This is a genomic window from Paraglaciecola sp. (assembly GCF_030730205.1).
In the GTDB taxonomy this organism is placed as follows: Bacteria; Pseudomonadota; Gammaproteobacteria; order Enterobacterales; family Alteromonadaceae; genus Paraglaciecola.
In genome coordinates this window covers 4825-27221 of sequence record NZ_JANQVQ010000019.1, presented here as the reverse complement: position 1 = coordinate 27221, position 22397 = coordinate 4825, and the positions used below count along the sequence as shown (strand labels likewise).

The 22397-nt window shown below is 42.7% G+C and carries 19 protein-coding genes; 8 read left to right on the top strand and 11 right to left on the bottom strand.

Annotated elements, in window-relative coordinates; genetic code table 11:
* The first annotated feature begins 257 nt into the window (after window positions 1–257).
* The 3 genes from NWQ57_RS01495 to tmpT all read left to right on the top strand — a co-directional run bounded on the left by NWQ57_RS01495 (window position 258) and on the right by tmpT (window position 3077).
* The gene (locus NWQ57_RS01495; protein WP_306020181.1) at window positions 258–809 is read left to right on the top strand and encodes a PH domain-containing protein; all 552 of its coding nucleotides are present in this window, start codon (window positions 258–260) and stop codon (window positions 807–809) included.
* Window positions 802–2367: a PH domain-containing protein gene (locus tag NWQ57_RS01490; RefSeq protein WP_306020180.1), complete on the top strand. Its 1566-nt coding sequence runs from the start codon at window positions 802–804 to the stop codon at window positions 2365–2367. The genes NWQ57_RS01495 and NWQ57_RS01490 overlap by 8 nt, the downstream gene beginning before the upstream one ends.
* A 71-nt stretch (window positions 2368–2438) precedes the next feature.
* Entirely contained in the window at window positions 2439–3077 is a 639-nt protein-coding gene (gene tmpT, locus NWQ57_RS01485) for a thiopurine S-methyltransferase (RefSeq protein WP_306020179.1), read from the top strand.
* Between the two features lie 57 nt (window positions 3078–3134).
* On the opposite strand, the gene NWQ57_RS01480 is transcribed toward tmpT, so the two are convergent.
* The gene (locus NWQ57_RS01480; RefSeq protein WP_306020178.1) at window positions 3135–5444 is read right to left on the bottom strand and encodes a TonB-dependent receptor; all 2310 of its coding nucleotides are present in this window, start codon (window positions 5442–5444) and stop codon (window positions 3135–3137) included.
* 159 nt (window positions 5445–5603) lie between these two features.
* Window positions 5604–6260 carry a cytochrome b/b6 domain-containing protein gene (locus NWQ57_RS01475; RefSeq protein WP_306020177.1) on the bottom strand — a complete coding sequence of 219 codons (657 nt, stop codon included), beginning with the start codon at window positions 6258–6260 and terminating at the stop codon, window positions 5604–5606.
* A 262-nt stretch (window positions 6261–6522) separates the two neighbouring features.
* Here NWQ57_RS01475 and NWQ57_RS01470 point away from each other — a divergent pair, with 262 nt between their 5' ends.
* Window positions 6523–7005: a cytochrome c gene (locus NWQ57_RS01470; protein ID WP_306020176.1), complete on the top strand. Its 483-nt coding sequence runs from the start codon at window positions 6523–6525 to the stop codon at window positions 7003–7005.
* A gap of 750 nt (window positions 7006–7755) precedes the next feature.
* Window positions 7756–8085 carry a hypothetical protein gene (locus tag NWQ57_RS01465; RefSeq protein WP_306020175.1) on the top strand — a complete coding sequence of 110 codons (330 nt, stop codon included), beginning with the start codon at window positions 7756–7758 and terminating at the stop codon, window positions 8083–8085.
* A gap of 91 nt (window positions 8086–8176) precedes the next feature.
* Here the strand turns inward: NWQ57_RS01465 and NWQ57_RS01460 are convergent, their stop codons facing one another.
* The 6 genes from NWQ57_RS01460 to grpE form a co-directional block, all read right to left on the bottom strand.
* Window positions 8177–8467, bottom strand: a complete 291-nt coding sequence (locus tag NWQ57_RS01460) for a putative quinol monooxygenase (protein WP_306020174.1) — start codon at window positions 8465–8467, stop codon at window positions 8177–8179.
* Window positions 8468–8567: 100 nt separating this feature from the next.
* Entirely contained in the window at window positions 8568–8951 is a 384-nt protein-coding gene (locus tag NWQ57_RS01455; RefSeq protein ID WP_306020173.1) for a VOC family protein, read from the bottom strand.
* A gap of 47 nt (window positions 8952–8998) precedes the next feature.
* The gene (locus tag NWQ57_RS01450; RefSeq protein ID WP_306020172.1) at window positions 8999–9439 is read right to left on the bottom strand and encodes a DUF2059 domain-containing protein; all 441 of its coding nucleotides are present in this window, start codon (window positions 9437–9439) and stop codon (window positions 8999–9001) included.
* 112 nt (window positions 9440–9551) lie between these two features.
* On the bottom strand, window positions 9552–10688 hold the full coding sequence (dnaJ, locus tag NWQ57_RS01445) for a molecular chaperone DnaJ (RefSeq protein WP_306020171.1): 1137 nt from the start codon (window positions 10686–10688) through the stop codon (window positions 9552–9554).
* 175 nt (window positions 10689–10863) lie between these two features.
* Window positions 10864–12783, bottom strand: a complete 1920-nt coding sequence (gene dnaK / locus NWQ57_RS01440; RefSeq protein ID WP_306020170.1) for a molecular chaperone DnaK — start codon at window positions 12781–12783, stop codon at window positions 10864–10866.
* Between the two features lie 118 nt (window positions 12784–12901).
* Entirely contained in the window at window positions 12902–13513 is a 612-nt protein-coding gene (grpE, locus tag NWQ57_RS01435) for a nucleotide exchange factor GrpE (RefSeq protein WP_306020169.1), read from the bottom strand.
* A gap of 198 nt (window positions 13514–13711) precedes the next feature.
* Between grpE and NWQ57_RS01430 the strand changes: the two genes are divergently transcribed.
* Window positions 13712–17113 (top strand): PAS domain-containing hybrid sensor histidine kinase/response regulator, encoded by a 3402-nt coding sequence (locus NWQ57_RS01430; RefSeq protein WP_306020168.1) that lies wholly within the window; start codon window positions 13712–13714, stop codon window positions 17111–17113.
* A gap of 76 nt (window positions 17114–17189) precedes the next feature.
* Here NWQ57_RS01430 and NWQ57_RS01425 read toward each other — a convergent pair whose 3' ends face one another.
* Window positions 17190–17675: a DUF6491 family protein gene (locus NWQ57_RS01425; protein WP_306020167.1), complete on the bottom strand. Its 486-nt coding sequence runs from the start codon at window positions 17673–17675 to the stop codon at window positions 17190–17192.
* A gap of 190 nt (window positions 17676–17865) precedes the next feature.
* Between NWQ57_RS01425 and NWQ57_RS01420 the strand changes: the two genes are divergently transcribed.
* Window positions 17866–18063: a YwbE family protein gene (locus tag NWQ57_RS01420; protein ID WP_306020166.1), complete on the top strand. Its 198-nt coding sequence runs from the start codon at window positions 17866–17868 to the stop codon at window positions 18061–18063.
* Window positions 18064–18095: 32 nt separating this feature from the next.
* Here the strand turns inward: NWQ57_RS01420 and NWQ57_RS01415 are convergent, their stop codons facing one another.
* On the bottom strand, window positions 18096–18737 hold the full coding sequence (locus tag NWQ57_RS01415; RefSeq protein WP_306020165.1) for a response regulator transcription factor: 642 nt from the start codon (window positions 18735–18737) through the stop codon (window positions 18096–18098).
* A 180-nt stretch (window positions 18738–18917) separates the two neighbouring features.
* Window positions 18918–21233 (bottom strand): TonB-dependent receptor, encoded by a 2316-nt coding sequence (locus NWQ57_RS01410; RefSeq protein ID WP_306020164.1) that lies wholly within the window; start codon window positions 21231–21233, stop codon window positions 18918–18920.
* 188 nt (window positions 21234–21421) lie between these two features.
* Between NWQ57_RS01410 and NWQ57_RS01405 the strand changes: the two genes are divergently transcribed.
* Window positions 21422–22397 (top strand): GntP family permease (locus NWQ57_RS01405; RefSeq protein ID WP_306020163.1); only part of this gene is annotated, 976 nt, incomplete at its 3' end.

The window sequence follows — 22397 nt, the reverse complement described above, 5'->3', positions numbered from 1 at the left end:
TTCGTGCTTATTTCTGGCGAGATAAAAATGCGAGCGTTAAGTGATACAGCGAATATCCCTTAGATACTTTCTTGCTAACTTTTTACTGACCCTGCTCAGCTTTGGTGTACAAATTTAACGCTTTAGGCAAGCATGTTAACCAAGAATCAGTCCTACAAGCCCAATTTATACACCTAGGTAAGGTAATTTACACAGGACTATCCTTACTCTTTCACATAGTATTACAGGGTTTTTAACTGTAGGGGGTAAACGGGCACATGCTAAAACCTGACTTTAACAATGAAAACATTGCTGAGCTTAACAACACAACAGTGCCTCAGGTTGAAAACCTAAACTTGCAGGTACTTGCACAGCAGTACGCCCCGCTTAATCTAATAATAAATGGCGTATTGAGCCTACTATTCTTAATGCTGGGCGCTTTGGTTTATGTGCAAAACTGGATAGTGTTACCATCTGCTTTACACAATTTTATTCCCTATGCATTGTGTATCTTTGCCGTGACCAGCCTGCTTATTATCTCACTAAACTTTTTGGCTGATAAACAAAAACGTTATGCCTTACGCCAGCTAGATTTGCATTTCAGTTCGGGATTGATGTTTAAAAAACTGGTCAGCCAGCCTATCTCACGAATTCAACATGTTGAACTAAAGCGGGGGCCCTTAGAGCGATTTAAAAACCTTGCCACCTTACAAGTTTATAGCGCTGGAGGTTCACATCACACCTTTGAAATACCGGGCTTAGACTTAGCAACTGCCCAACAAATTCATCAATTTATCCTTAAAAATAAAGACTTAATCCACAATGCATAGTGTGCATAAATCGTCACACGAGCACCAGCCAGTAGCTAATGACTGGCAAAAACTGTCGCCCATTGCAATTGTTTATTTTGTCATGAAGATTATTCGTGGGGTCTTTGCCAATATCGTTTATTTAATTCCAGCCCTGGCATATAGCTATTCGAATATCATCGCGTACCCTTATATTTGGCTGCCGATATTGTTGATCTCGTTTACCGCATTGCTATTGGGGGCATTTTGGAGTTTTCAGGTTTATCGCTTTCGTTTATCAGATAATGTGCTTGAAATTCGTTCTGGTCTTTTTCGTAAAAAACACGTGAATCTGCCCTTTGAACGAATTCAAAATGTTAAAATTGAACAGCCACTTTATTATCGCCTCACTGGGTATGCCTGTTTGCAGCTCGATACAGCAGGCTCTGCTAAACAAGAAGCCCAACTAGTGGCTTTGCCTTTGGTGCTGGCTCAACAGCTAAAACAGCAAATATTGCGGGTTTCGCCTGAATCATCTGCGCCATTTAGTGCAGCGCCTACCCACGCGAAAGATAGCTACCCACCCTTTGCCACCGACGAACAGTTAATCAATCAACGCAGCTTACCTGACTTAGTTTTACACGGCATCACCAATAACAGAGTGTGGATTTTATTGGGTGGTTTAGCTCCTTTTTACGATAATATTGTCAATAAAATCAACATTTTGCTAATGGATTTGGGTATCAATCTTAATGACATGTTTAACTTACAAGTACACTCTTTATGGCAAGTAGGGATCTATACCTTATCCTTGACTCTGCTATTCATGTTCTTACTGATGCTGTTTTCTGTGACGGGCGCTATCATAAGTTATTATGGTTATACCCTGAGTAAGACAGAAAACCGCTATATTCGCCGCAGCGGCTTGTTCACCAAACATGAAGTTAGCATGCCATTAAGTCGTTTACAGATGCTTGTGCAACAACAAGACTGGTTAGATATCTTGTTGAAACGAGTCAACCTTAAGTTGGAGCAAATGAATGCGCGGCTAAAACAGGCTGATCATTCCGCGGCTAACAATAAAATTATTGTGCCCTCTATTACGCTTACACAAAGTCGTGCAATCATTGACGATATCTACCCCAATAATCAATTGGCCAACGTGAGCTTTTCAGCCATTAGTGGATTTTTTATGCTGCGCTACATTGGCTATTATTTATTTCCGCTGTGTTGCCTCATTCAAAGTATTGCCATTATTAAACACAACATAGCGTTGGCAGCAATAGGACTAGTACTTTTTGCATTATTAAGCACCCTTGTTTTTTTACGCTGGCGGCGTTGGGGCTATGCTTTTGACGAAAACTTTGTTTACCTACGTAAGGGACTTTTGGGCGTAGATTATTATTGCTTTCCTGCTTTTAAGGTGCAGCAATGCCAATTTAAACAAAGCATAATGATGAAAAGGCGTCACTTAGCGACGGTGAAATATGTACTGGCTTCAGGTGCCATTACCATACCGTTAATGCCAGAAACCATTGCACTTGGTTTAATTAATCGTTGTTTGTATCAGGTAGAGTCAAGTCAACGCTCATGGATGTAACACCAGATGTTGCTCATGGTTATATGAACAATCCAGATAAGATAGTAAATGCACTCAGTAAGGAGTAACAAATGCAGGCTGATTTTTGGCATGAACGCTGGGCTAAAGGTGAAATTGGTTTTCATGAACAAGACATCAATCCCTTATTAATAGCCCATTTCCCCAAATTATCTCTCAGAAAAGGCCAACGGGTGTTTGTGCCTTTATGTGGTAAAACCCATGACATCTCATGGTTATTAGCACAAGGCTATAACGTAGTAGGCGCAGAGCTCAGTGAGCAGGCAACCATCGCCTTATTTGAATCATTACATATTCAAGCCGAGGTCACTGCTATAGATGGTTTTTTACTCTACCAAGCAGCCAATATTGACATTTTTGTAGGCGATATTTTTTCACTAACTCAGGCGCTTATTGGTCAAGTAGATGGCGTTTACGACCGAGCCGCACTGGTGGCTTTACCCTTGCCAATGAGAATACAATATAGTCAACACCTTATAAATGTGACTGATGGTGCTACGCAATTATTAATTTGTTTTGATTATGAGCAGAGCTCGATGCAAGGCCCCCCCTTTAGTGTGACTGCAGCTGAAGTAACCCGCCATTACGCTGATAAATATAAGATTGAAAGTTTATACAGTGAATCTTTGGCTGGCGGGTTAAAAGGCAGAGTCGCCGCCTTGCAACAAGTTTGGCGCTTGACTCCGGGCTAGTGCTCGACGTTTAGCACCTAAAAAACCGTTACTAACGGTTTTTTAGGTTGTTAATGATTAACCACCAAAATTCATACTGAACTCAATACCATAAAAGCGAGGTGGACCGGCTACAAAAGTCGGATTACCAAAAGCACCACCCGTATTACCTGCATCTACCAAGTACTCTTTATCAAAGATATTGCTTGCCACTAAATTAACCGACCAACTCGCATCTGCCCTTTCAATACCTACACGAAGGTTGGCTAAACTCACTGCATCTTCACTGATGTTAGGCTGATTCGCAGCTTCAAAAAACACATCCGATCGATAACTAAAAATCGCTGAACTGGTGAAATTGAAGTCATTACTTACAGCAGTAAAGTACGAACCACCTAGACTAAAAGTCCGCTCAGGCTGCAAACGGAAGCGATTACCCGCTAAGTTACCATTGGTAGCATCGTCATCTATAGTGGCATCAATATAGGCAAAGTTAGCGAATAACTGCAGTCCTTCCCCTACGATGGCTCGCAGCTCGCCTTCAACACCAATATTGGTCGCTGAACCCGCATCGGCCTGATAAGCAATGCCATCATCGCCTAATAAAGTTACTTGAAAATGGGTATAATCTTGATAGAAAACCGACGCTGAATAATCAAGTTTACGCTCCCATGCTTGGCCTTTTATCCCAGCTTCGTAGTTCCATATAATTTCTGCTGGTACATCACTTACTGTGCTACCTGTTACATCCAGTACGTTAGAGCGACGACCTTTCGAGATGGTTGCATAAATATTAAGATCAGGATTAACACGATATAAGGCATTAAAACGAGGCAACCAATCATCGTAGCTTTTATTTGCGCTGAAGGTTTCACCATCGGTATTACTGCCAAAAAATGTGCCGCCCGTTAACACCGAGTCAGGAATAACAGACATATAAGCACTTTCTTTATCTTCTTTTACGTACCGTAAACCCGCCGTTAATTCTAAGGCATCACTGACTAAATACGTGAAATCAGCAAATGCAGAATAGCTTTGATTGTCACCGTAATTGGTAAACTCCGAAGAATAAGGAATTTCACTAAAAGCACCTGCAGTTAAAACTGCACTTAAAACGTTTACTGAGCCGTCTGCATTAATACAGGGCTGACCTAAAGCTGACAAAGCGCCAACACAATTAAGAAAAATTGATTCTTCGGTACTAAAGGGCACACGTTGTGAACCATCTTCAGTAAAGTAACTCACACCTGCGATACTTGTGAGCTTATCTTGCACATTGACTAAGCGTAATTCTTGACTGAATTGATCACCCTGAGCATCTTCTGCAAACTCTAAAAACCATGCTTGCGTACCATCGGCGTCAAATACTTCTATGGAATCAAAACGGCGATACGCAGATATTGAGGTCAAGGTTGTGCTATCAGATAGCGTGTAGTTTAGGGTCAGGTTAACATCATCCACTGTACGATCTACCCCCAGTTTTTCAGCGCCTAATACCGCTTTTGAATAGGGGCTTCCCGACATCTCAACATAAGTATAAGGGCTGGTATCGCCGCCCGTTGGGGCAAAGTTGGCGTTCTTAAAGGATGTACCAGAATCAGCATTTTTCTCGTGGGTATAGACGATATCCCCAGTCAGTTTATCATTCGGAACAAAACGCAGCGAAGCACGAACGGCTTGACGATCAATGGCATGCATATCATCTTGCTTGGTGCCATTTGGGGTTTGCGAATCTGCATCACCCGCTATATTTTCTATAAAACCATCGCGCTTACGATAACTTACAGCCAAGCGGCCTTGCAGTGTTGCATTGCCACCAGTGACATAGCCATGAAGTGAAGTAGCGCCAAAGTTACCAACAGCAGCATTAATTTTGGCAGAAAAATCTTCCTCAGGCTTATTGGTGATAACGCTTAATGCACCTACCGATGCGGCAGTACCAAACAATGTAGCCTGTGGACCTTTAACCACTTCTACTCGCTCGATATCAAATAACTCAAAATAGGAACCACGTGAACGAGACACATCAGCGCCGTTATAATAAATCGACACCCGCGGCGATGATTGTGATGAACCGCTATCAGAAGTAATACCACGAATGACAAAACCGGGATTGTTAGGGCTTTGCTCTTGAATGACCAAGCCTGGGGTAATATCCGATAACGCATCAAGCTCATTCACCCCCAAGCGTTCTAAAAAATCACCGTTATAAGCACTAATAGAAACCGGCACATCTTGGATCGCTTGCACACGTTTTTGAGTGGTTACAGTGATTTTTTCAATCTCACCTTTATCAGGCTCTTGCGCTGCTACGCCCGTCGCTAATAAAGCGCTAACGATTAATGTAAGTGGACGAAGACTGAATTTCGCTGAGTGGGTAATTAGCATATTACATTTACTTCCGAGTAATTAAGTGATTTCACAGCCCTCTAAGCTAAAGCCCTTTTGCGATAATTAGATGAACAAACAGTGACATTTTTATTAAATATCGACATAAGCGCATGTTTATCATAAGTTTTTGTATTCCCGACCCACACCATCAAATAGCTATAAAAGTAACCACAGGGTAATCAGTATTAACGCTAAACCCACAAAGTAGTGAGTAGGACGAGCTGCAATAAATTTGCCACTACCGCCCTCCTTTGTCTTGCCACTGAGCATGGCTGAAATTAAATTTTGTTTGCGCCAAAACAAATAATACGTCACAGCAAAGAGATGCAAAATAATCCAACCGAGGATCACATTAAAAGTGTATTCGTGCCATGCTGCACTTAGGCGCCCTGTTTCAAAAGAAACATAGTCATTTAAGGGGCCAGCCTCCCAACCATCCACATCAATGGCAAACAAGCCAGAAATCACTTGAATACCCATCAGACTTAATAATAGAACAACACTATAAGCCCCTAGCGGGTTGTGACCATATTGAGGTGCCGTGTGAGGCTGGCCGAGAGTTTTAGCATAACGCCATGTCTGGGTTGGACCTTGCACAAATTGAGTGAATCTCGCGGTATTACTGCCGGCAAAGCCCCAATATAGACGAAAAACCAGCAAACTCGTGATCGCGTAACCAGCATAGCGATGAATGTCCATTTCGCCATTTTCAGCAGTCCACCATAAAAGCGCGAGTAAAATGACAAAGGACCAATGGACAAATCTGATGGGCCAATCCCATACTCGATTGGCGCTAGTTTGATTGTTTGTCATATTGCTACCTGCTGAAAAACGTTGCTTAAAAGAAAGGCCAAATAAATGGCTTACCAACAATACTGTTTACAGTATTTCATATTCGCCATTATTCATTCAATCAAATGATATAGCTAATTGCTCTGCGTCTAAAAGCTAAGGTTTAACCTTTGATATTAAGAATTAAAGTCGCGTAGAATGGAAAAGGGCTCAGCGTAGCCGTAAACTTAACTGGGCAAAGCCTGACATGGTATTAATTTAATCAAAACAGAGAATCACAAACATGAAAACAACATGCCGCAGTTTTTCCACATTTAAAGCATTAGCCATAAGCAGTGCCGTAATTTTATCTTTGCACGTCTCTGTTAATGCTAATGCAACAGACGCCAGTTCTACCATTGAAACTCGCCAACAAAACTTTAAAGAGATGGGTAAAGCAATGAAAACCATCAATCAACAATTAAAGAGTGGCGCTCCAGACCTAAGTGTTATCCAGCAACATGCAGGCGTATTGGCTGACCATGCCCAGGTGCTACCTGATTGGTTTCCCGCAGGTACAGGTCAAGAGACAGGTTTAGATACCGATGCCTTGGCAGAAATTTGGTCACAAGCGGATAAGTTTGCGGACAAAGCCGAAGGCTTTAAGCAAAGTAGCCAAGCGCTGTTAAATACGGCTGAAAAAGGTGATATTGCTGCCTTAATGGGCGGTTTAGTCGGGGTGAAAGACAGTTGCTCGGCCTGTCATAAAAGCTTTAGAGCTGATTAATCGCTTACTATCTACTCAACACCGCTATAGCTGTAGCCTATTGCATCATGTAGCGCAGGCTTATCTACGGCAAGGTCTATCGAGCGAGAAAAAGCAAAGCCCGATCCGCGCTCATTAGCAGCGAGGTTTATCTACAAACCTCGCTGCTACTGAGCACTAACGCTCAATTTTTAATCAAAAAAAATCAAATTAGCTTCATTACGTCTCAAGTAACCCTAGGGTATTCTCGTGGCAGAAGAGCTCAAACGATGCCCTACTTCTCATGATTGGCTGCACAACAAAAAATAATACCTGTCTTGAATCGACATCCGTTACTTGCAGGCTGAAACGCGATTTCTTTGAGGGACAAGCATCGGCGTGTGCTCTTTTAACGAGATTGACCGAGCATAAGCCACGGTCTTGTTTTGCACTATATTTACTGCGACAGCTGAAAAAAATAGCAATATAAGAGCCTTAAATGTGAAATTTTTGTATTTATGACATTCCACCAAGCAAAACTGTAATTTAATTACATAATAATTTAGACCAAATAACATGCTTATTATTCTATAAAGATATATTAAAATACAAAATGTCGTTAAATTTCAACAGTATATCATATTGTTAAATACTTGAACTGCTACTTTTACACGCTATTAATTAAAGTAGCACAAAGAAAAAACAACAATTTTCTGTAATTTAATTACTATTTGTTTCGAGATTTACCTAAAGTCTCTCACACAAACGGTTAAATTAATTGGGGTATTGAATATGAAAAAGTTATTTGTTTCTATCGTAGTATCTGCAGCTTGCTTGTCATTCAATGCTAACGCTGCTCTTGAAAGTGCTAAGAAAGTTAAATTTGTTGGTGACACTGAATTTGCAGGCTTTTGTAAAGCCGCTATCAACAATGATGTCAACACCTTAAAACGTGCTATTGAACGTCAAGTTGGCGTGCTAGCAAGTTCAAAACAACGTGTCCTTGACATTGTTTTAGACGAAAAAAATGTGAGCTGTGCTGGTAAAGGATTGGCTGAGTTTTCTGAAACTCGTCAAGCAACTGATGTTGTAAACTTTATTCAAGCTAAAATCAGTCAATAGAATGCTAAGGTTGAGCTCAGTCAACTTGACTGAGCTCAACTTCGTTTTTAACTACATGCCAAAATTAGCTGAGTTCAATATTTTACTGCCATTAAAGGCCAATGCCTCCGGTAGGACAGGTTTCAAAACGTTCAGCAAACCCTTTGATCATGGGTTTACCTAATTTGATTGCTTCTTGCACCGACGGCAGCATGATAGACGCTTTATGATGGGTTTCATCTGTCCATACTTCTGTCACCCAAAGGGCATTCTCATCTAATTTATCATTGGCAATAATATAGCTAAGACACCCTGGCATATCGGCCACTCCAGTTAACAATATATCAGTTAACGCTTCACGCTTACCTTCGACACAATCGATCTTTCCAATTAATCCGTACATTATTTTTCCTTATCCGCAACTCACTGGCTGCGATGAAAAAGTTTGAAACATCAGGCTCGACTTTATTCAGAGCAAACCTCACACCGGCGAGTATCAAACCCTAGGCTTGATATAACTCTAAGGGTAGACCGTCAGGATCGCTGAAAAAAGTAAAGGGTTTACCTGTATACTCGTCAATTCTTATGGCTTCGACTTCGATGCCCTGCTTTTCTAATTGCTGCTTGCTCAGCGCGACCGAATCAACTACAAAAGCCAAGTGCCGCAAGCCCTGCGCTTCAGGTCGACTAGGCCTGGGCGGGGCGTCTGGAAACGAAAACATTTCAAGCTGCCCCCCATCCGGTAAGGCCAAATCTAACTTATACGATTGCCGCTCTGCTCGATAGTTTTCAGCGATCACCGCAAGACCCAACACCTCAGTATAAAACTGTTTCGAGCGTGGATAGTCAGAACAAATAATAGCCACATGATGAATGCGCTTTAACATGCTTTAGCTCCCTTAATTACTGACAAAAAAGCCCCTAGTTTGATAAATTACTGCGGCTGAGCAGCTGACATAGCATCGAATTTTTGTTTGGCACGCATAAAGACCTGTTGCCCCCATTGCTGACCTATCATCATCGATTCCTGCATAATGGCAGGCTGAGCAGAGATTAATTTTTTACCGGCAGGTGTTGAATAGAACGCCAGTATGGCTTGAATATCTTCTTCACTTAGATGCTTTTGGTACACTGGAATGATCATTTTCATAAGTTCATTGGCATCGAGTTCTTGCTTAAAGGTGTCCCAAAAAGTCGGCGGCGCATCAGGTATCATCTGTTGCATTGCCGGTAGCATTTGATTCATCATTTGCGCACTCAAATCACCCGCCCCGGTGAGTTGCATTAACTGCTCTATGCTCGCTTTTTTAGCGGGCTGTGCAACACTGGCAAAGGCTAGTGATAACCCAACTAAAGCCATACATATTTTTTTCATTATTATCCTTAAACGCTCATTAAAAATTTATTCTTTCACAAAACATTGCTGAATTATAGCGATAAAAAAAGCCGCTCAATGGAGCGGCTTAAACAAACTATAAGATCTAAGTTTAATTGGTTAAATCGTCAAAAAACTTTTTAACCCCATCAAAAAAGCCACTTTCTTTAGGTCTGTTTTTGGCCACATCTTTGCCTTTACCCATAGACTCTTCAAGCTCTTCTAACAACTCTTTTTGGCGGCTACTAAGATTAACCGGTGTTTCAATTACCACCTTGCAAATCAAGTCACCCACATTACCACTGCGTACTGACTTAACACCCTTGTCACGTAAGCGGAACATTTTCCCAGTTTGCGTTTCGGGCGTCACTTTCAATTTTACTTTGCCTTCTAGGGTGGGAACTTCGATTTCTCCCCCCAAAGCCGCACGAGTAAAGCTCAAAGGAACTTCGCAGTACAAGTTATTACCTTCACGGGTGAATATTTTGTGGTCTTTTACATGTACTTGAACATACAAATCACCTGCTGGTGCCCCCATTTCGCCAGCTTCACCTTCGCCTGTTAAGCGAATACGATCACCGGTATCAACACCTGCGGGTACTTTAACAGATAAGGTTTTGGTTTTTTCAACACGTCCGTGGCCACGACATGAACCACAAGGATCTTTGATAATCTTGCCCTTACCCGAACAAGTAGGACAGGTTTGTTGCACAGCAAAGAAACCTTGGCGCATTTGCACTTGACCTTGGCCGTGGCACGTTGAACACGTAACGGGACTAGAACCTTTTTTGGCACCTGAGCCATCACAGGTGTCACATTCAACTAGGGTTGGTACGCGTATTTCAACGCTTTTGCCACGAACAGCTTCTTCGAGAGTCAGCTCAAGGTTGTAACGTAGATCTGAACCTTGGCGAGCTCGAGACTGTCTGCCTCCTCGACCGCCACCACCGAAAATGTCACCAAACACGTCGCCAAAAATATCGCCAAAATCGGCGCCTTGACCACGTCCACCACCACGATTGGGATCAACACCAGCATGACCATATTGATCATATGCCGCGCGCTTTTGCGAATCAGTTAAAATCTCATGGGCTTCTTGAATTTCTTTAAACTTTTCTTCCATGGCTTTATCACCCTGATTACGATCGGGGTGATACTTCATCGCAAGGCGTTTATAGGCCTTTTTTATATCGCGTTCGGCGGCGCCTTTGTCGACACCCAACACTTCATAATAATCTCGCTTCGACATATCGCTTGTGTATCCTGATAAGGTAAAACTTACTGTTGTAAACAGTTATTTAAAGATTTTCTAAAACAAACAAGGCGCAAATCGGTTTAGCCGCTGCGCCAAGTTTGTATCATTAGGCTAAGACTCACTGCTGGTTACAGTCAATGAGTCGCCCGGCAGACAAATTAAATAAGAATTACTTCTTATCGTCTTTTACTTCTTCAAACTCAGCGTCAACAACATCGTCATCTTGCTTAGCAGCGCCTGCATCAGTAGGCTCAGCCGCACCCTCAGAGGCCGCTTTGGCTTGAGCAACTTCCATCAATTTACCAGAAGCTTGAATTAACTCTTGCGTTTTAGCTTCAATCTCAGCTTTATCGTCACCTTTAATTGCGGTTTCTAGCGCCGTAATTGCAGTTTCGATTTCCGCTTTATCAGCATCGCTCAGTGCATCGCCTGCTTCTTCAACTTGCTTGCGAGTACCGTGTACCATGCCATCAGCTTGGTTACGGGCTTGCACTAATTCTTCAAACTTTTTGTCCGCATCTTTGTTTGCTTCGGCATCTTGTACCATTTTTTCTATTTCTTCATCACTCAAACCTGAAGACGCTTTGATAGTGATTTTTTGCTCTTTATTTGTATCTTTATCTTTTGCTGATACATGCAAGATACCATCAGCATCGATGTCAAACGTGACTTCAATTTGCGGTGCACCACGCTGCGCAGGACGAATGCCTTCTAGGTTAAATTGACCTAGCGACTTATTGCCAGACGCTTGTTTACGCTCACCTTGTAGCACGTGAACCGTTACTGCAGCTTGGTTATCTTCTGCTGTAGAAAAGGTTTGTGACTTCTTAGTTGGCACGGTGGTGTTTTTCTCGATAAGCGCAGTCATGACACCGCCCATCGTTTCGATACCTAAAGACAGAGGTGTTACGTCAAGTAACAATACGTCTTTAACATCACCAGACAGTACACCACCTTGAATTGCCGCACCTACTGCAACTGCTTCATCAGGGTTTACGTCTTTACGTGGCTCTTTACCAAAAAACTCAGTGACATACTTCTGTACCAATGGCATACGTGTTTGACCACCAACCAAAATGATATCGTTGATATCACCTACTGATAAGTCAGCATCCGCTAGCGCTTGTTTAAGTGGCTCAAGCGTGGCTTTAACCATTTTCTCAACCAAAGATTCTAACTTAGCACGTGTCAATTTGATGGCTAAGTGTTTAGGACCAGACGCATCTGCAGTCACGTAAGGTAAGTTAACTTCAGTTTGCTGAGCAGAAGACAATTCGATCTTCGCTTTTTCGCCAGCTTCTTTTAGGCGTTGCATTGCCAAAGGATCTTTACGTAAATCAATACCGCTGTCTTTTTTGAATTCTTCAACCAAATAGTTAATCACTTGGTTATCAAAATCTTCACCACCTAGGTGAGTGTCACCGTTAGTCGCTAATACTTCGAAGGTATGCTCGCCATCAGCTTCATCGATTTCGATAATTGAAATATCAAAGGTACCACCACCTAAGTCGTATACCGCAACAACGCTGTCGCCTTTTTTCTTGTCCATACCGTAGGCAAGTGCGGCAGCAGTCGGTTCGTTAATAATACGTTTTACGTCTAGACCTGCGATACGACCAGCATCTTTAGTTGCTTGGCGCTGTGAATCGTTAAAATATGCAGGTACCGTAATAACCGCTGCAGTCACTTCTTCGCCTAAGTAATCTTCGGCGGTCTTTTTCATTTTTTTCAATACTTCAGCAGAAATTTGCGGTGGCGCCATTTTCTCGCCTTTCGCTTCTACCCATGCATCGCCATTGTCAGCCTTAACGATGTTGTAAGGCATGATGTCGATATCACGTTGCACTTCTTTATCTTCGAAGCGACGACCAATCAAACGCTTGATAGCAAACAAGGTGTTTTTAGGGTTAGTAACCGCCTGACGTTTGGCAGGTGCACCCACTAAGATTTCACCATCTTGTGTGTAAGCGATGATAGAGGGAGTAGTACGATCGCCCTCTGCGTTTTCGATAACTTTGGCTTTGCCGCCGTCTAGTATTGCAATACAAGAGTTAGTTGTACCTAAATCTATGCCAATGATTCTACCCATTAGTTAATCTCCAAATATAGTTCTAAAAGCCTGTACACTTTGTGGGGTTATTATTTTTATTTTCAATATCTGTTAATAAAAATCTTATCCTTTTAGCGCACTTTTTTTGTTTGTTTGCTTAAGCTTGGACGTCAACACCACTTTCTGGTGCACGTGTGACCATAACCATCGCAGGACGTAATAAACGTCCGTTAATTTCATAACCTTTTTGCATCACTGCCATTACCGTATTGGGTGGTAATTCGGCATTTTCTTGCATACCCATAGCTTGATGTTGTTCTGGATTAAAAGGCTGACCTTGTGGGTCGATTACTTTTAAGCCAAATTTTTCAATGGTGTTGACAAAAGACTTGAGGGTCAATTCAACACCTTCAACCACACCTTTTATTGCTTCATTGGCAGGGTCAGCTACTTGTAAAGCACGCTCTAAGTTATCTGCAACAGGCAATAATTCACCGGCAAAACGCTCAAGTGCAAACTTACGCGCTTTGTCAATTTCACCTTCTGCACGCTTACGCACATTGTCAGCATCTGCAATGGCACGAACCACAGAATCTTTTTGCTCAGCAAACTTTGCTTCAGAAGCGGCTAAAGCCTCTTCAAGCTCAGCGATACGTTGTTGCTCTGGGCTTTGGAATTCTCCTTCAACCGCAGCATCGTCGCCGCTCATTTCTACTTGCTCAGCGGCTTGTGCCAACTCTTGTTCTTGTTCAGGGGTGGGTTTGGACATGCGTGACTCCGTTTTCTTTTCTCTAAGGCAATATGAATTGCTGCTATTAATGGGGCTTGTTTTAACGGCTTCAAGAGCAAAAACACGCTGATTTTGATTTTTTCTCACTAAATATGGCAAAGACTGACAAAAAACAGCGCTTTGCCCAATCTTGTAGAGCAGGTAAAGTATTGAGTAGTAAACAAATTAGGTTTAACTATGCTAAGTGTGTGGACCGTTTCCATTGCTGTTTTTTGTTATTTATTATTGTTGTTTGCCCTCGCCTTTTGGGCTGATAGGCGCTTTCGCGATCAGCAACAACATCCTTTTATTTACAGCTTAGCCTTAGGTGTGCACTGCACTTCTTGGGCCTTTTTCGGCACCACGACTCAAGCGGCTCAATATGGCTGGGCATTTGTGCCTACCTACTTAGGCATCATTTTAGTGTTTTTGTTTGCTCATCCTATTTTGAGACGCATTGCTTTGTTGTGTCATCAACATCAGGTGAGCTCACTCGCTGACTTTATCAGTCTGCGCTACGACAAATCACACCTATTGGCTGCCTTGGTGACTATCTTATGTTTTATCGGCGTTATTCCTTACATTGCCTTGCAGTTAGACGCTGTTACTCAAGGGATCAGTATTGTGGCGGGACTTGATGCAGGTTGGTCAGCCAATATAGGCCTATATGTTGCGGCGCTTATGGCCTTGTTTGCAATATTGTTTGGTACCCGTTCGTTAAACTTAACGGAAAAACATCCTGGTTTAATGTTAACCATCGCCTTCGAGTCAATTGTCAAATTAGTAGCATTAACGGTGGTTGGCTTGTACGTATGTTATGCATTATTTGATGGCGTGCTCGACCTACTGGGGCAAGCGAAGTTAAACCCAAGAAGTGCAAAAATAGTCGAAGCAGATACAGCGTACTGGGTCTTTGCCAGCCACGTATTGCTCGGCATTTGTTCAATGTTTTGTTTACCCCGTCAATTTCATATTAATTTTGTAGAAAACAATGGCAGCGAAGAATTACGCACCGCACGCTGGCTGTTCCCTTTGTACCTAAGCGCAATGTCCTTGTTTGTGCTACCCATCGCTATCGCAGGCCATATTATCTTTAGTGGTAATCCTGGGGACGCCAATTATATGAGTAGCGATGCCTATGCCCTTGCTTTGCCCCTTGTTAATGGTAATGCCAGCATTAGTCTTATTGCTTTTATTGGTGGTTTATCGGCCGCCACCAGCATGGTTATTGTCGCCACCCTTGCTACTGGGATCATGATTTCAAACAATTTAGCCACGCCGCTGTGGCTCAAAATTCAATTAAAAACCATGATGCAACATAATCTAACGCCGCGGGCTATTTTACTCATTCGCCGCATTACGGTGCTCGTAGTCATGGGGGTGGCATTTATTTACCATCAAGATATTAGTCAGTCTTCGCCATTGGTGAACAGCGGCATCATTGCTATTGCCTTACTGTCGCAAACCATGCCGATTATCATTGGCGGCTTATATTGGCAAAAACGCAATAAAATAGCTGCACAAATTGCCTTAGTGGTAGGCGCATGTTGTTGGTGTTATTGGTTATTGTGGCCGAGTATCAAGGCCAGTTATTACTTCGATGCGATACCCAGCGACCTGCAATTGGCCCAAGGATTTGCCTTGAGCTTGCTGGTGAATTTATCGTGTTTCTGCTTGGTTTCTTGGTTTTGGCCCAACCAGCGTCACACGGTAATACTTGATCCACAAACCTCGGCCTTTACCGCGCTAAACAAGGCGACTAAGATTGCCAACTTATTAGCCATTACCGAAAAAGTATTAGGTAAAGAGCGTCATCAGTCCTTGTTAAAACAGTTACCGCCTAATCAACATGGTGCCTATGCTAGCCCCAAATTACTCAACAGTATTGAAGGCGAATTAGCCAGTCAAATCGGAAATGTCAGTGCACGAATTCTACTTTCAGCGATTGCCGAGAAAAAGGATGTGGCCTTAGCCGAATTAGTGGAACTGGTCGAAGAAGCCAATCAAACCTTTCACTTCAATCATGAAGTATTGCAATCTTCGGTGGAAAATATCCAACAAGGGATCAGTGTACTAGACAGTAACTTAACCCTACTTGCTTGGAATCAACGGTATATCGAACTATTTGCCTACCCTAATGGTTTTATCCATGTGGGCTTACCCATTGACGAATTATTGCGCTTTAATGCCAAACGTGGACTGTTTGGTGATAGTAGTGACATTGAGCAAGAAATTACAAAACGCATCGACTATATGCGCACAGGCAGTCGTTACAAATACGTGCGTGAACAAGAAAATGGCCAAGTCATTGAAGTCAATGGTAGCCCTTTACCCGGCGGTGGTTTTGTTACAACCTACAGTGATATTACTGATTACATCAGTATTCAACAGCAATTGCAGCAATCCAAAGAGCAGCTAGAAAGCCGTGTAGAACAACGTACCCAAGAATTACAAGGCGCTAATGTGGCACTCGATGCTGCGCGTAAAGAAGCCGAGTTAGCCAACGAGAGTAAAACCAAATTTTTAGCTGCTGCAGGCCATGATTTAATGCAACCCTTTAACGCTGCCAGCCTGTTTGCGGCCTTACTAAAAGAGAAGGCCCCTAACCAAGAATTAGCTGACATGAGTCAAAGCTTAATACAATCTCTCAATAGTGCAGAAGAGCTATTAACCGCTTTACTGGATATGACAAAACTGGACTCTGGCGCGTTGAGTGTTAATCGACAAGCCTTTTTCGTCGACGATTTATTACGCCCGCTCGTCAATGAGTTTTCTTTATTAGCCCAGCAAAAAGGGCTGACCCTACACTACCTGCCCAGCTCATTAAGTATCGTTTCTGATAAAAAATTACTGCGCCGTGTTATTCAAAATTTAATTTCTAACGCGATCAGGTATACCCAAGAGGGTCGTATCTTGGTGGCAGTAAAACGACAAGGTCAGCAATGCAAAATTCGTGTTATTGATACGGGGCAAGGCATCCCTAGAGAACACCAGCAAGATGTGTTTAAAGAGTTTAAACAACTTGATGGTCATCAAAATGGGCAAGGACTTGGACTTGGTTTAACTATCGTTGAGCGGATTAGTGGCTTATTACAGCATTCGGTAAACTTGCATTCTATCGTCGCAAAGGGCAGTTGCTTTGAAGTCACGGTGCCAAGGGGCACTGAAACATGGAGCCCTCAAAAGCCCGACACCAAAACGAGTATCGATAATTCCCTTTTGCTCCAGCATAAAACCGTGCTGGTGATTGAAAATGAGCCCCAGACCTTGGATGCCATCACGCAATTATTCAGTAATTGGGGTGCCACAGTTTGCGGTGCAAGTGATTTGGAACACGCGATATTGGTTTGTCCTGACAGACCTGATTTGCTTTTTTTAGACTATCACTTGGACAACGAACTGACTGGCGTCCAAGCCGCGAGATATCTGCGTCACCACTGGCAAAACAAGCACGCAGACCTATTCATTCCCGGTATATTAAGTAGTGCAGATCGTAGCGAACAAACTCGTAAAGAAGCCATTGAAACATCGCTTCATTACTTACCCAAGCCCATTAAAACTGCAGCATTAAAACGCCTTATTAAACAACTCGCTGTGTAAACATCACTTTTTGGATATAGGTCGTAGCGTTTGAGCCGCAAAGTGAAAGACATCTCGCACTGCCTCTAAGCTCACTCTACCTTGGCTGAACATTGGCTTTTACCTGATCTTGTGATGCTGCGCCTGCTTGCAAGGCCTCCTCTTCTTTATCACTTATGGCGCTTAGTAAGCTCTTGTTTTGCTCTTTTGTCAGCGGATAGATGCGACTTATAAAGCATTTAAAACTGACATTTTCCGGTGTATAAACTGAGTCAAAGCCGGTACTCAAGCTTCCTGACATACGAGAGTTAACCACGAGGGTAGGCGAAAAAGCCAAATCGTGGCAGCGATTAGCAAGTTTAACTAAGTAAGACCTAAAAGGTGATGAGCGTAAGATCACATACTGATCACTCAAAGCACTCCAACTATCTAAATTAAATGCCGAGATAGAACTGCGCTGTTCAAGATTTTCTGTTGTTATGTAACCTTCAATGAGGGTTGATTTTTCTGCCTCAGATAATTGACGGGTCGCACATCCACCTAATACGAGTAGGCTCATCAGTACAAAAATATACTTTTTCATTATTCATCCATTATTAACTTTAAGCTCATGATTGTTCTGAACCTCCTGCCTGCCTATTAGTTCCCCAGAAATAAGATGGATTACAATACCTTACATTTTACCCAAGCTTATGACACGCTTTCCACCTCAGCAGAAAAGCAATATAGTGCTGAACAAACAAGAAACCAGCCGAACTATCAAGGAGTTAAGAATGAGCATTACTCAACGCTCACGTATACAAATAGGTGCCTCAGTCTCTGTGGTTCTTAAAGCGGACCAACGAAGTGGTAAATTAACCCAAGGGATAGTAAGACGTTTATTGACCAACTCACTTCATCACCCTCATGGTATAAAAGTGCAATTAGAGGATGGCCAAGTGGGCCGTGTGAAGGAAATTCATGACAATTAGCCCGTTCTCGACATAAGTCACTTAGCGTTGATTTATTCTGCTATCAACAGTTGCTTGAACATGACGCCTGCCTGCGTGCGATTGTTAAACCCTAGCTTGTGTAGGACCGCTGATACATGTTGCTTAATGGTTGATTCACTTACATCCAACTCGTAAGCAATTTGTTTGTTTAATAAGCCGTCAGCCATCATTTGCAACACTTTGAATTGATGTGGAGTAAGTTGGGTCAGTTTGTTAGCAAAATCTTTATCAGCTTGGCTGTCCAATTGCGCTACTTGATTAATCATATCAGGCGGCACCCACAACTGCCCTTCTAGGATGTCACGCACCGCATCACCGATGACAGGTAAAGGTGTGGATTTGGGAATGTAGCCACTTGAGCCATAATCAATGGCTTTGCGCACTAATGCGGGATTTTCTTCTGCAGATACAATCACCACGAGAATGTCCGGGTATTTATTCCGCAAGGTGGTGAGCCCCGTTAGGCCGTCATTTCCGGGCATTTTTAGATCTAAAAAGATCAATTCAACATCAGGATGAGACTCAAGCAAGCCTAATGTGTCATCAAACGATGAAGACTCTAGAATATTACTGCCTAATATGCCCACAACCGCTTGTTTGAGCGCTAAGCGAAACAAAGGATGATCATCTGCAACGATGGCTTTGGTATTCATACTGTTCAGTTCTCTTGCCACTAGGTGTTTAATACAATGCTAATAAGAGGTAAACAACCAGCATACCCCGAGCAACACCTTCCATCAAAGGTCAACATGCTCAAATAACAAAAAAGCGACCTAAACCTCAGGTCGCTTTGCTTGGACACACACTAAAAAACTCGGTTTAAATCAATAAAATTAGAAACGATAACCCAAGGTAAGACTCACGGTGCGAGGATCACCGTAATAACCGATTAAGGTGTTATCTCCGCCTAAACCAGGAGAATAAGTACCATCGCCGTTGTCGCCAACAAAGTTATATCCACCCACTAAATACTCTTTATCAGTAAGGTTTTTACCATGCAGACTCGCATACCAATGTCCCTCTTCATGTTGCCAACTGACACTCATATTCAACATTCCGTAACCCTTTTCTTGCAATAAGTCGCTGTCTTCAAACAAACGGTAATCATCACGATAGTAGTAGTTAGCGTTAATAACAAAATCCCCTACGCTGCTTTCTAATACATAGTTAGCCGCAAAGTTCATGGTGTAGTCAGGGGTATTCGAAATACCTAACAACGGCGGCACGGCGTTGTTTTCTTCAATTTTTGAGTCAAAGGTCCCCAGCGCAATATCAAAGGTCAGATTGTCTGTCGCCACATACGTAACTTCAGCTTCAATACCTTTAGCAGAAGTGGCGGCCACGTTGGCCAAATATTGATTTAACACGGAGGCATCATCACTTGGGATCACACCGATGTATTGACGGTCTTTATGATCCAATGAAAAGTAAGTTAAATTAACACGTAAATTATCTGACCAATCACTTTTCATCCCTACTTCAATTGAGTCAACAATTTCCGGATCAGCCGCGGGTTCATTCACCGTTGCACGTGGATTAAAGGTGCCAGATTTAAAGCCTTGTGAATAACTAGCAAAAAACATTAGGTCAGGATTTGCTTGATACTCCAGGCCAACTCGTGGCGTAAAACGTGACCAACTCTTGGTTTTAGGTGCATCTAAAATACCGTCATTATTGGTATCTTCACCCAATACTTGTGGCACTAAATCACCATCAGGACGCACATAGCCTGGCACCCAACCAGACTGAGGATATACCGCAGCAAACACCAATCCGTTATTTACATCTGCTTCTTTTTCTTCATTGGTGTAGCGCGCACCCAGCGTTAACGAAAGCGCCTCCGTTAAATCAAACGAACCCTGTACATAGGCTGCAGTACTTTTACTGTTATTACAGCCTGATACTTCACGAGTTAAACCCGGTGTACCAAAGGCCGCGCGTCCTAAAAAGCCTAAAATAGCCTCAAATTGACCACATGATTCACCGTCGTAAGCATAAACGCCACCGACCATTGACATACCATCACCACGATAATTTAACTGAATTTCGTGAGTGGTATTGTTGTCGTCATAAACAGCGGGCACATCGAAGATATCCAAAGGCGTATTATCAAAGTCAATATTGGTAGGCGAATAACTTTCGCGTCTTGAACCGATATACTTTAGTGAAAATTCATCAGTAATATCCCAATTCGCGGTCAAGCTAATGCCTTCTAGTTCGACTTTGTTTTCAGTGGGCAAACTGGTGTACGAGTCAAATACGCTGTCAGGAACAGGCGCATTGGTCAATAAACTCGGCAACAAACGATAGCCACCTTTGGCATTAGAATCATCAGTAGTTTTGTCCCAGCTTAATCTAAAAAATACGTCATCACTTGGCGTGAACTCAAGGGTCAAACGGGCTGCCGTGAGATCTTTGTTGTAGTTTTCCATATCTTGATTATCGAGTGCCGAAATCAAGTATTCACCAAAACCATCACGATTTAGATTTGCGTAGCCAAAACCAACAAATAACGTGTCTTCGATGATGGGGTATTGCCCTGTTACCTTTACATCGCGTTGTGAGTAGCTACCGATTGTGCCTTGCACATTCATTTCCGCATCACCGCTCATGGGTTTAGTCACGTATTTAATGGCGCCACCAATGGTATTTTTACCATAAAGAGTGCCTTGAGGGCCCCGCAATACTTCTATACGAGAGACATCCAGTAAATCTATTACCGCACCTTGGGGACGTGCGACATACACGTCATCAATGTAAATACCAACGCCAGGCTCGTATCCCCAAAGTGGATCTTGTTGACCTACACCACGTATAAAAGCGGTTAGGGTTGAGTTTGTACCACGGCTGTTTTGCAATGTGGTATTGGGAGAAAATTGTTGTATTTCTGTTAATACCGCAATGCCTTTTTCGTCCAGTTCAAGTCCCCCGATGGAGGTCACAGAAATGGGCACTTCTTGCAAACTTTCAACAGTTTTACGTGCGGTTACTTCTATGCGTTCCAAGCCTTTCTTATCTGCGGCAGCGCTTTGTTCTTGCGCCATTGCAGGTAAACCAGCTAAGCCAGTAGCGACGGCTAAAGCGCATAGTGAACGAGGATATTTAATTGATGAGCGGGTAGAAAAAAATGTGTTACTGGTGCTTTTCATAACGAGTCCTGTTTACATGATTTTAATTATTTTTTTACGTTTAGGCTACGATCGGATGCACTTTAGAACAGTTCTTATCAAAGGTATCTAGTACCATAGTACTATGGGAAAATGAATTTTCTCATCACACAATACGCTGACTTTACGGTAGGTCTACGATCATTGACTTAACTTTAAAGGATAGCTGTATGCTCAGTTTACTCGGTTTATTAGGCGGATTAGCCCTGCTAATTGTGTTAACAATTCGCGGTACCAATTTGTTTATTGCCGCCCCCCTTTGTGCATTAATAGTGGCACTGACAAGTTCAATTCCAGTGTTTGTGGGTGATAGCAATTTTGTCACACTGTATATGCAGGGATTTGCGGGTTTTATTGCATCATGGTTTTTTATGTTTTTGCTTGGCGCGCTATTCGGCAAATTTATGCAGGATTGCGGCGCAGCCGACGCAGTATCTCATTGGATTGTGGGAAAACTGGGCAGACAAAACGCAGTGATAGCGGTTATTTTAGCCTGTGCCATTTTAACCTATGGTGGCGTTAGTTTATTTGTGGTGGCGTTTTCGGTTTACCCTATGGCAGTGAGTTTATTTAAAGACGCCAACTTACCGAGACGTTTTATTCCTGCTGTTCTTGCCTTTGGCTCTGTCACCTTTACTATGACCTCAGCAGGCTCACCAGAAATTCAAAACTGGATCCCTATTAAATTTTTGGGAACCTCACCCTTTGCGGCGTGGGAAGTGAGTTTAGTGGTAGCCCTATTCATGGCAACTTTTGGTTATTGGTGGTGCAAGCGCATGATCAATGCAGCCGTTGCCAATGGCGAATGTTTTGAACATCAAGCTCATGACCCAGTGATCGTTGAGCGTAAACTACCTCACCCCATCACCGGAATTGTGCCCTTGTTAGTGGTACTGGTATTGTCATTTCTATTGCACGACAGCTTACAACAACTGGCCTTAATCGTTGCCTTAGGTGGTGGTGTTTTAGTCTTGGTGGCGATTAACTATCGGTATTTTCTCAATATTCAAGAAGCCATTAATGTGGGCACCACTGGTGCACTAGTTGCTATTGGGAACACTGCAGCTGTAGTGGGTTTTGGGAGCATAGCCAAATCCACTGATGCATTTCAAACTGCGGTGGAGTTAATGACCCAAATTCCGGGTT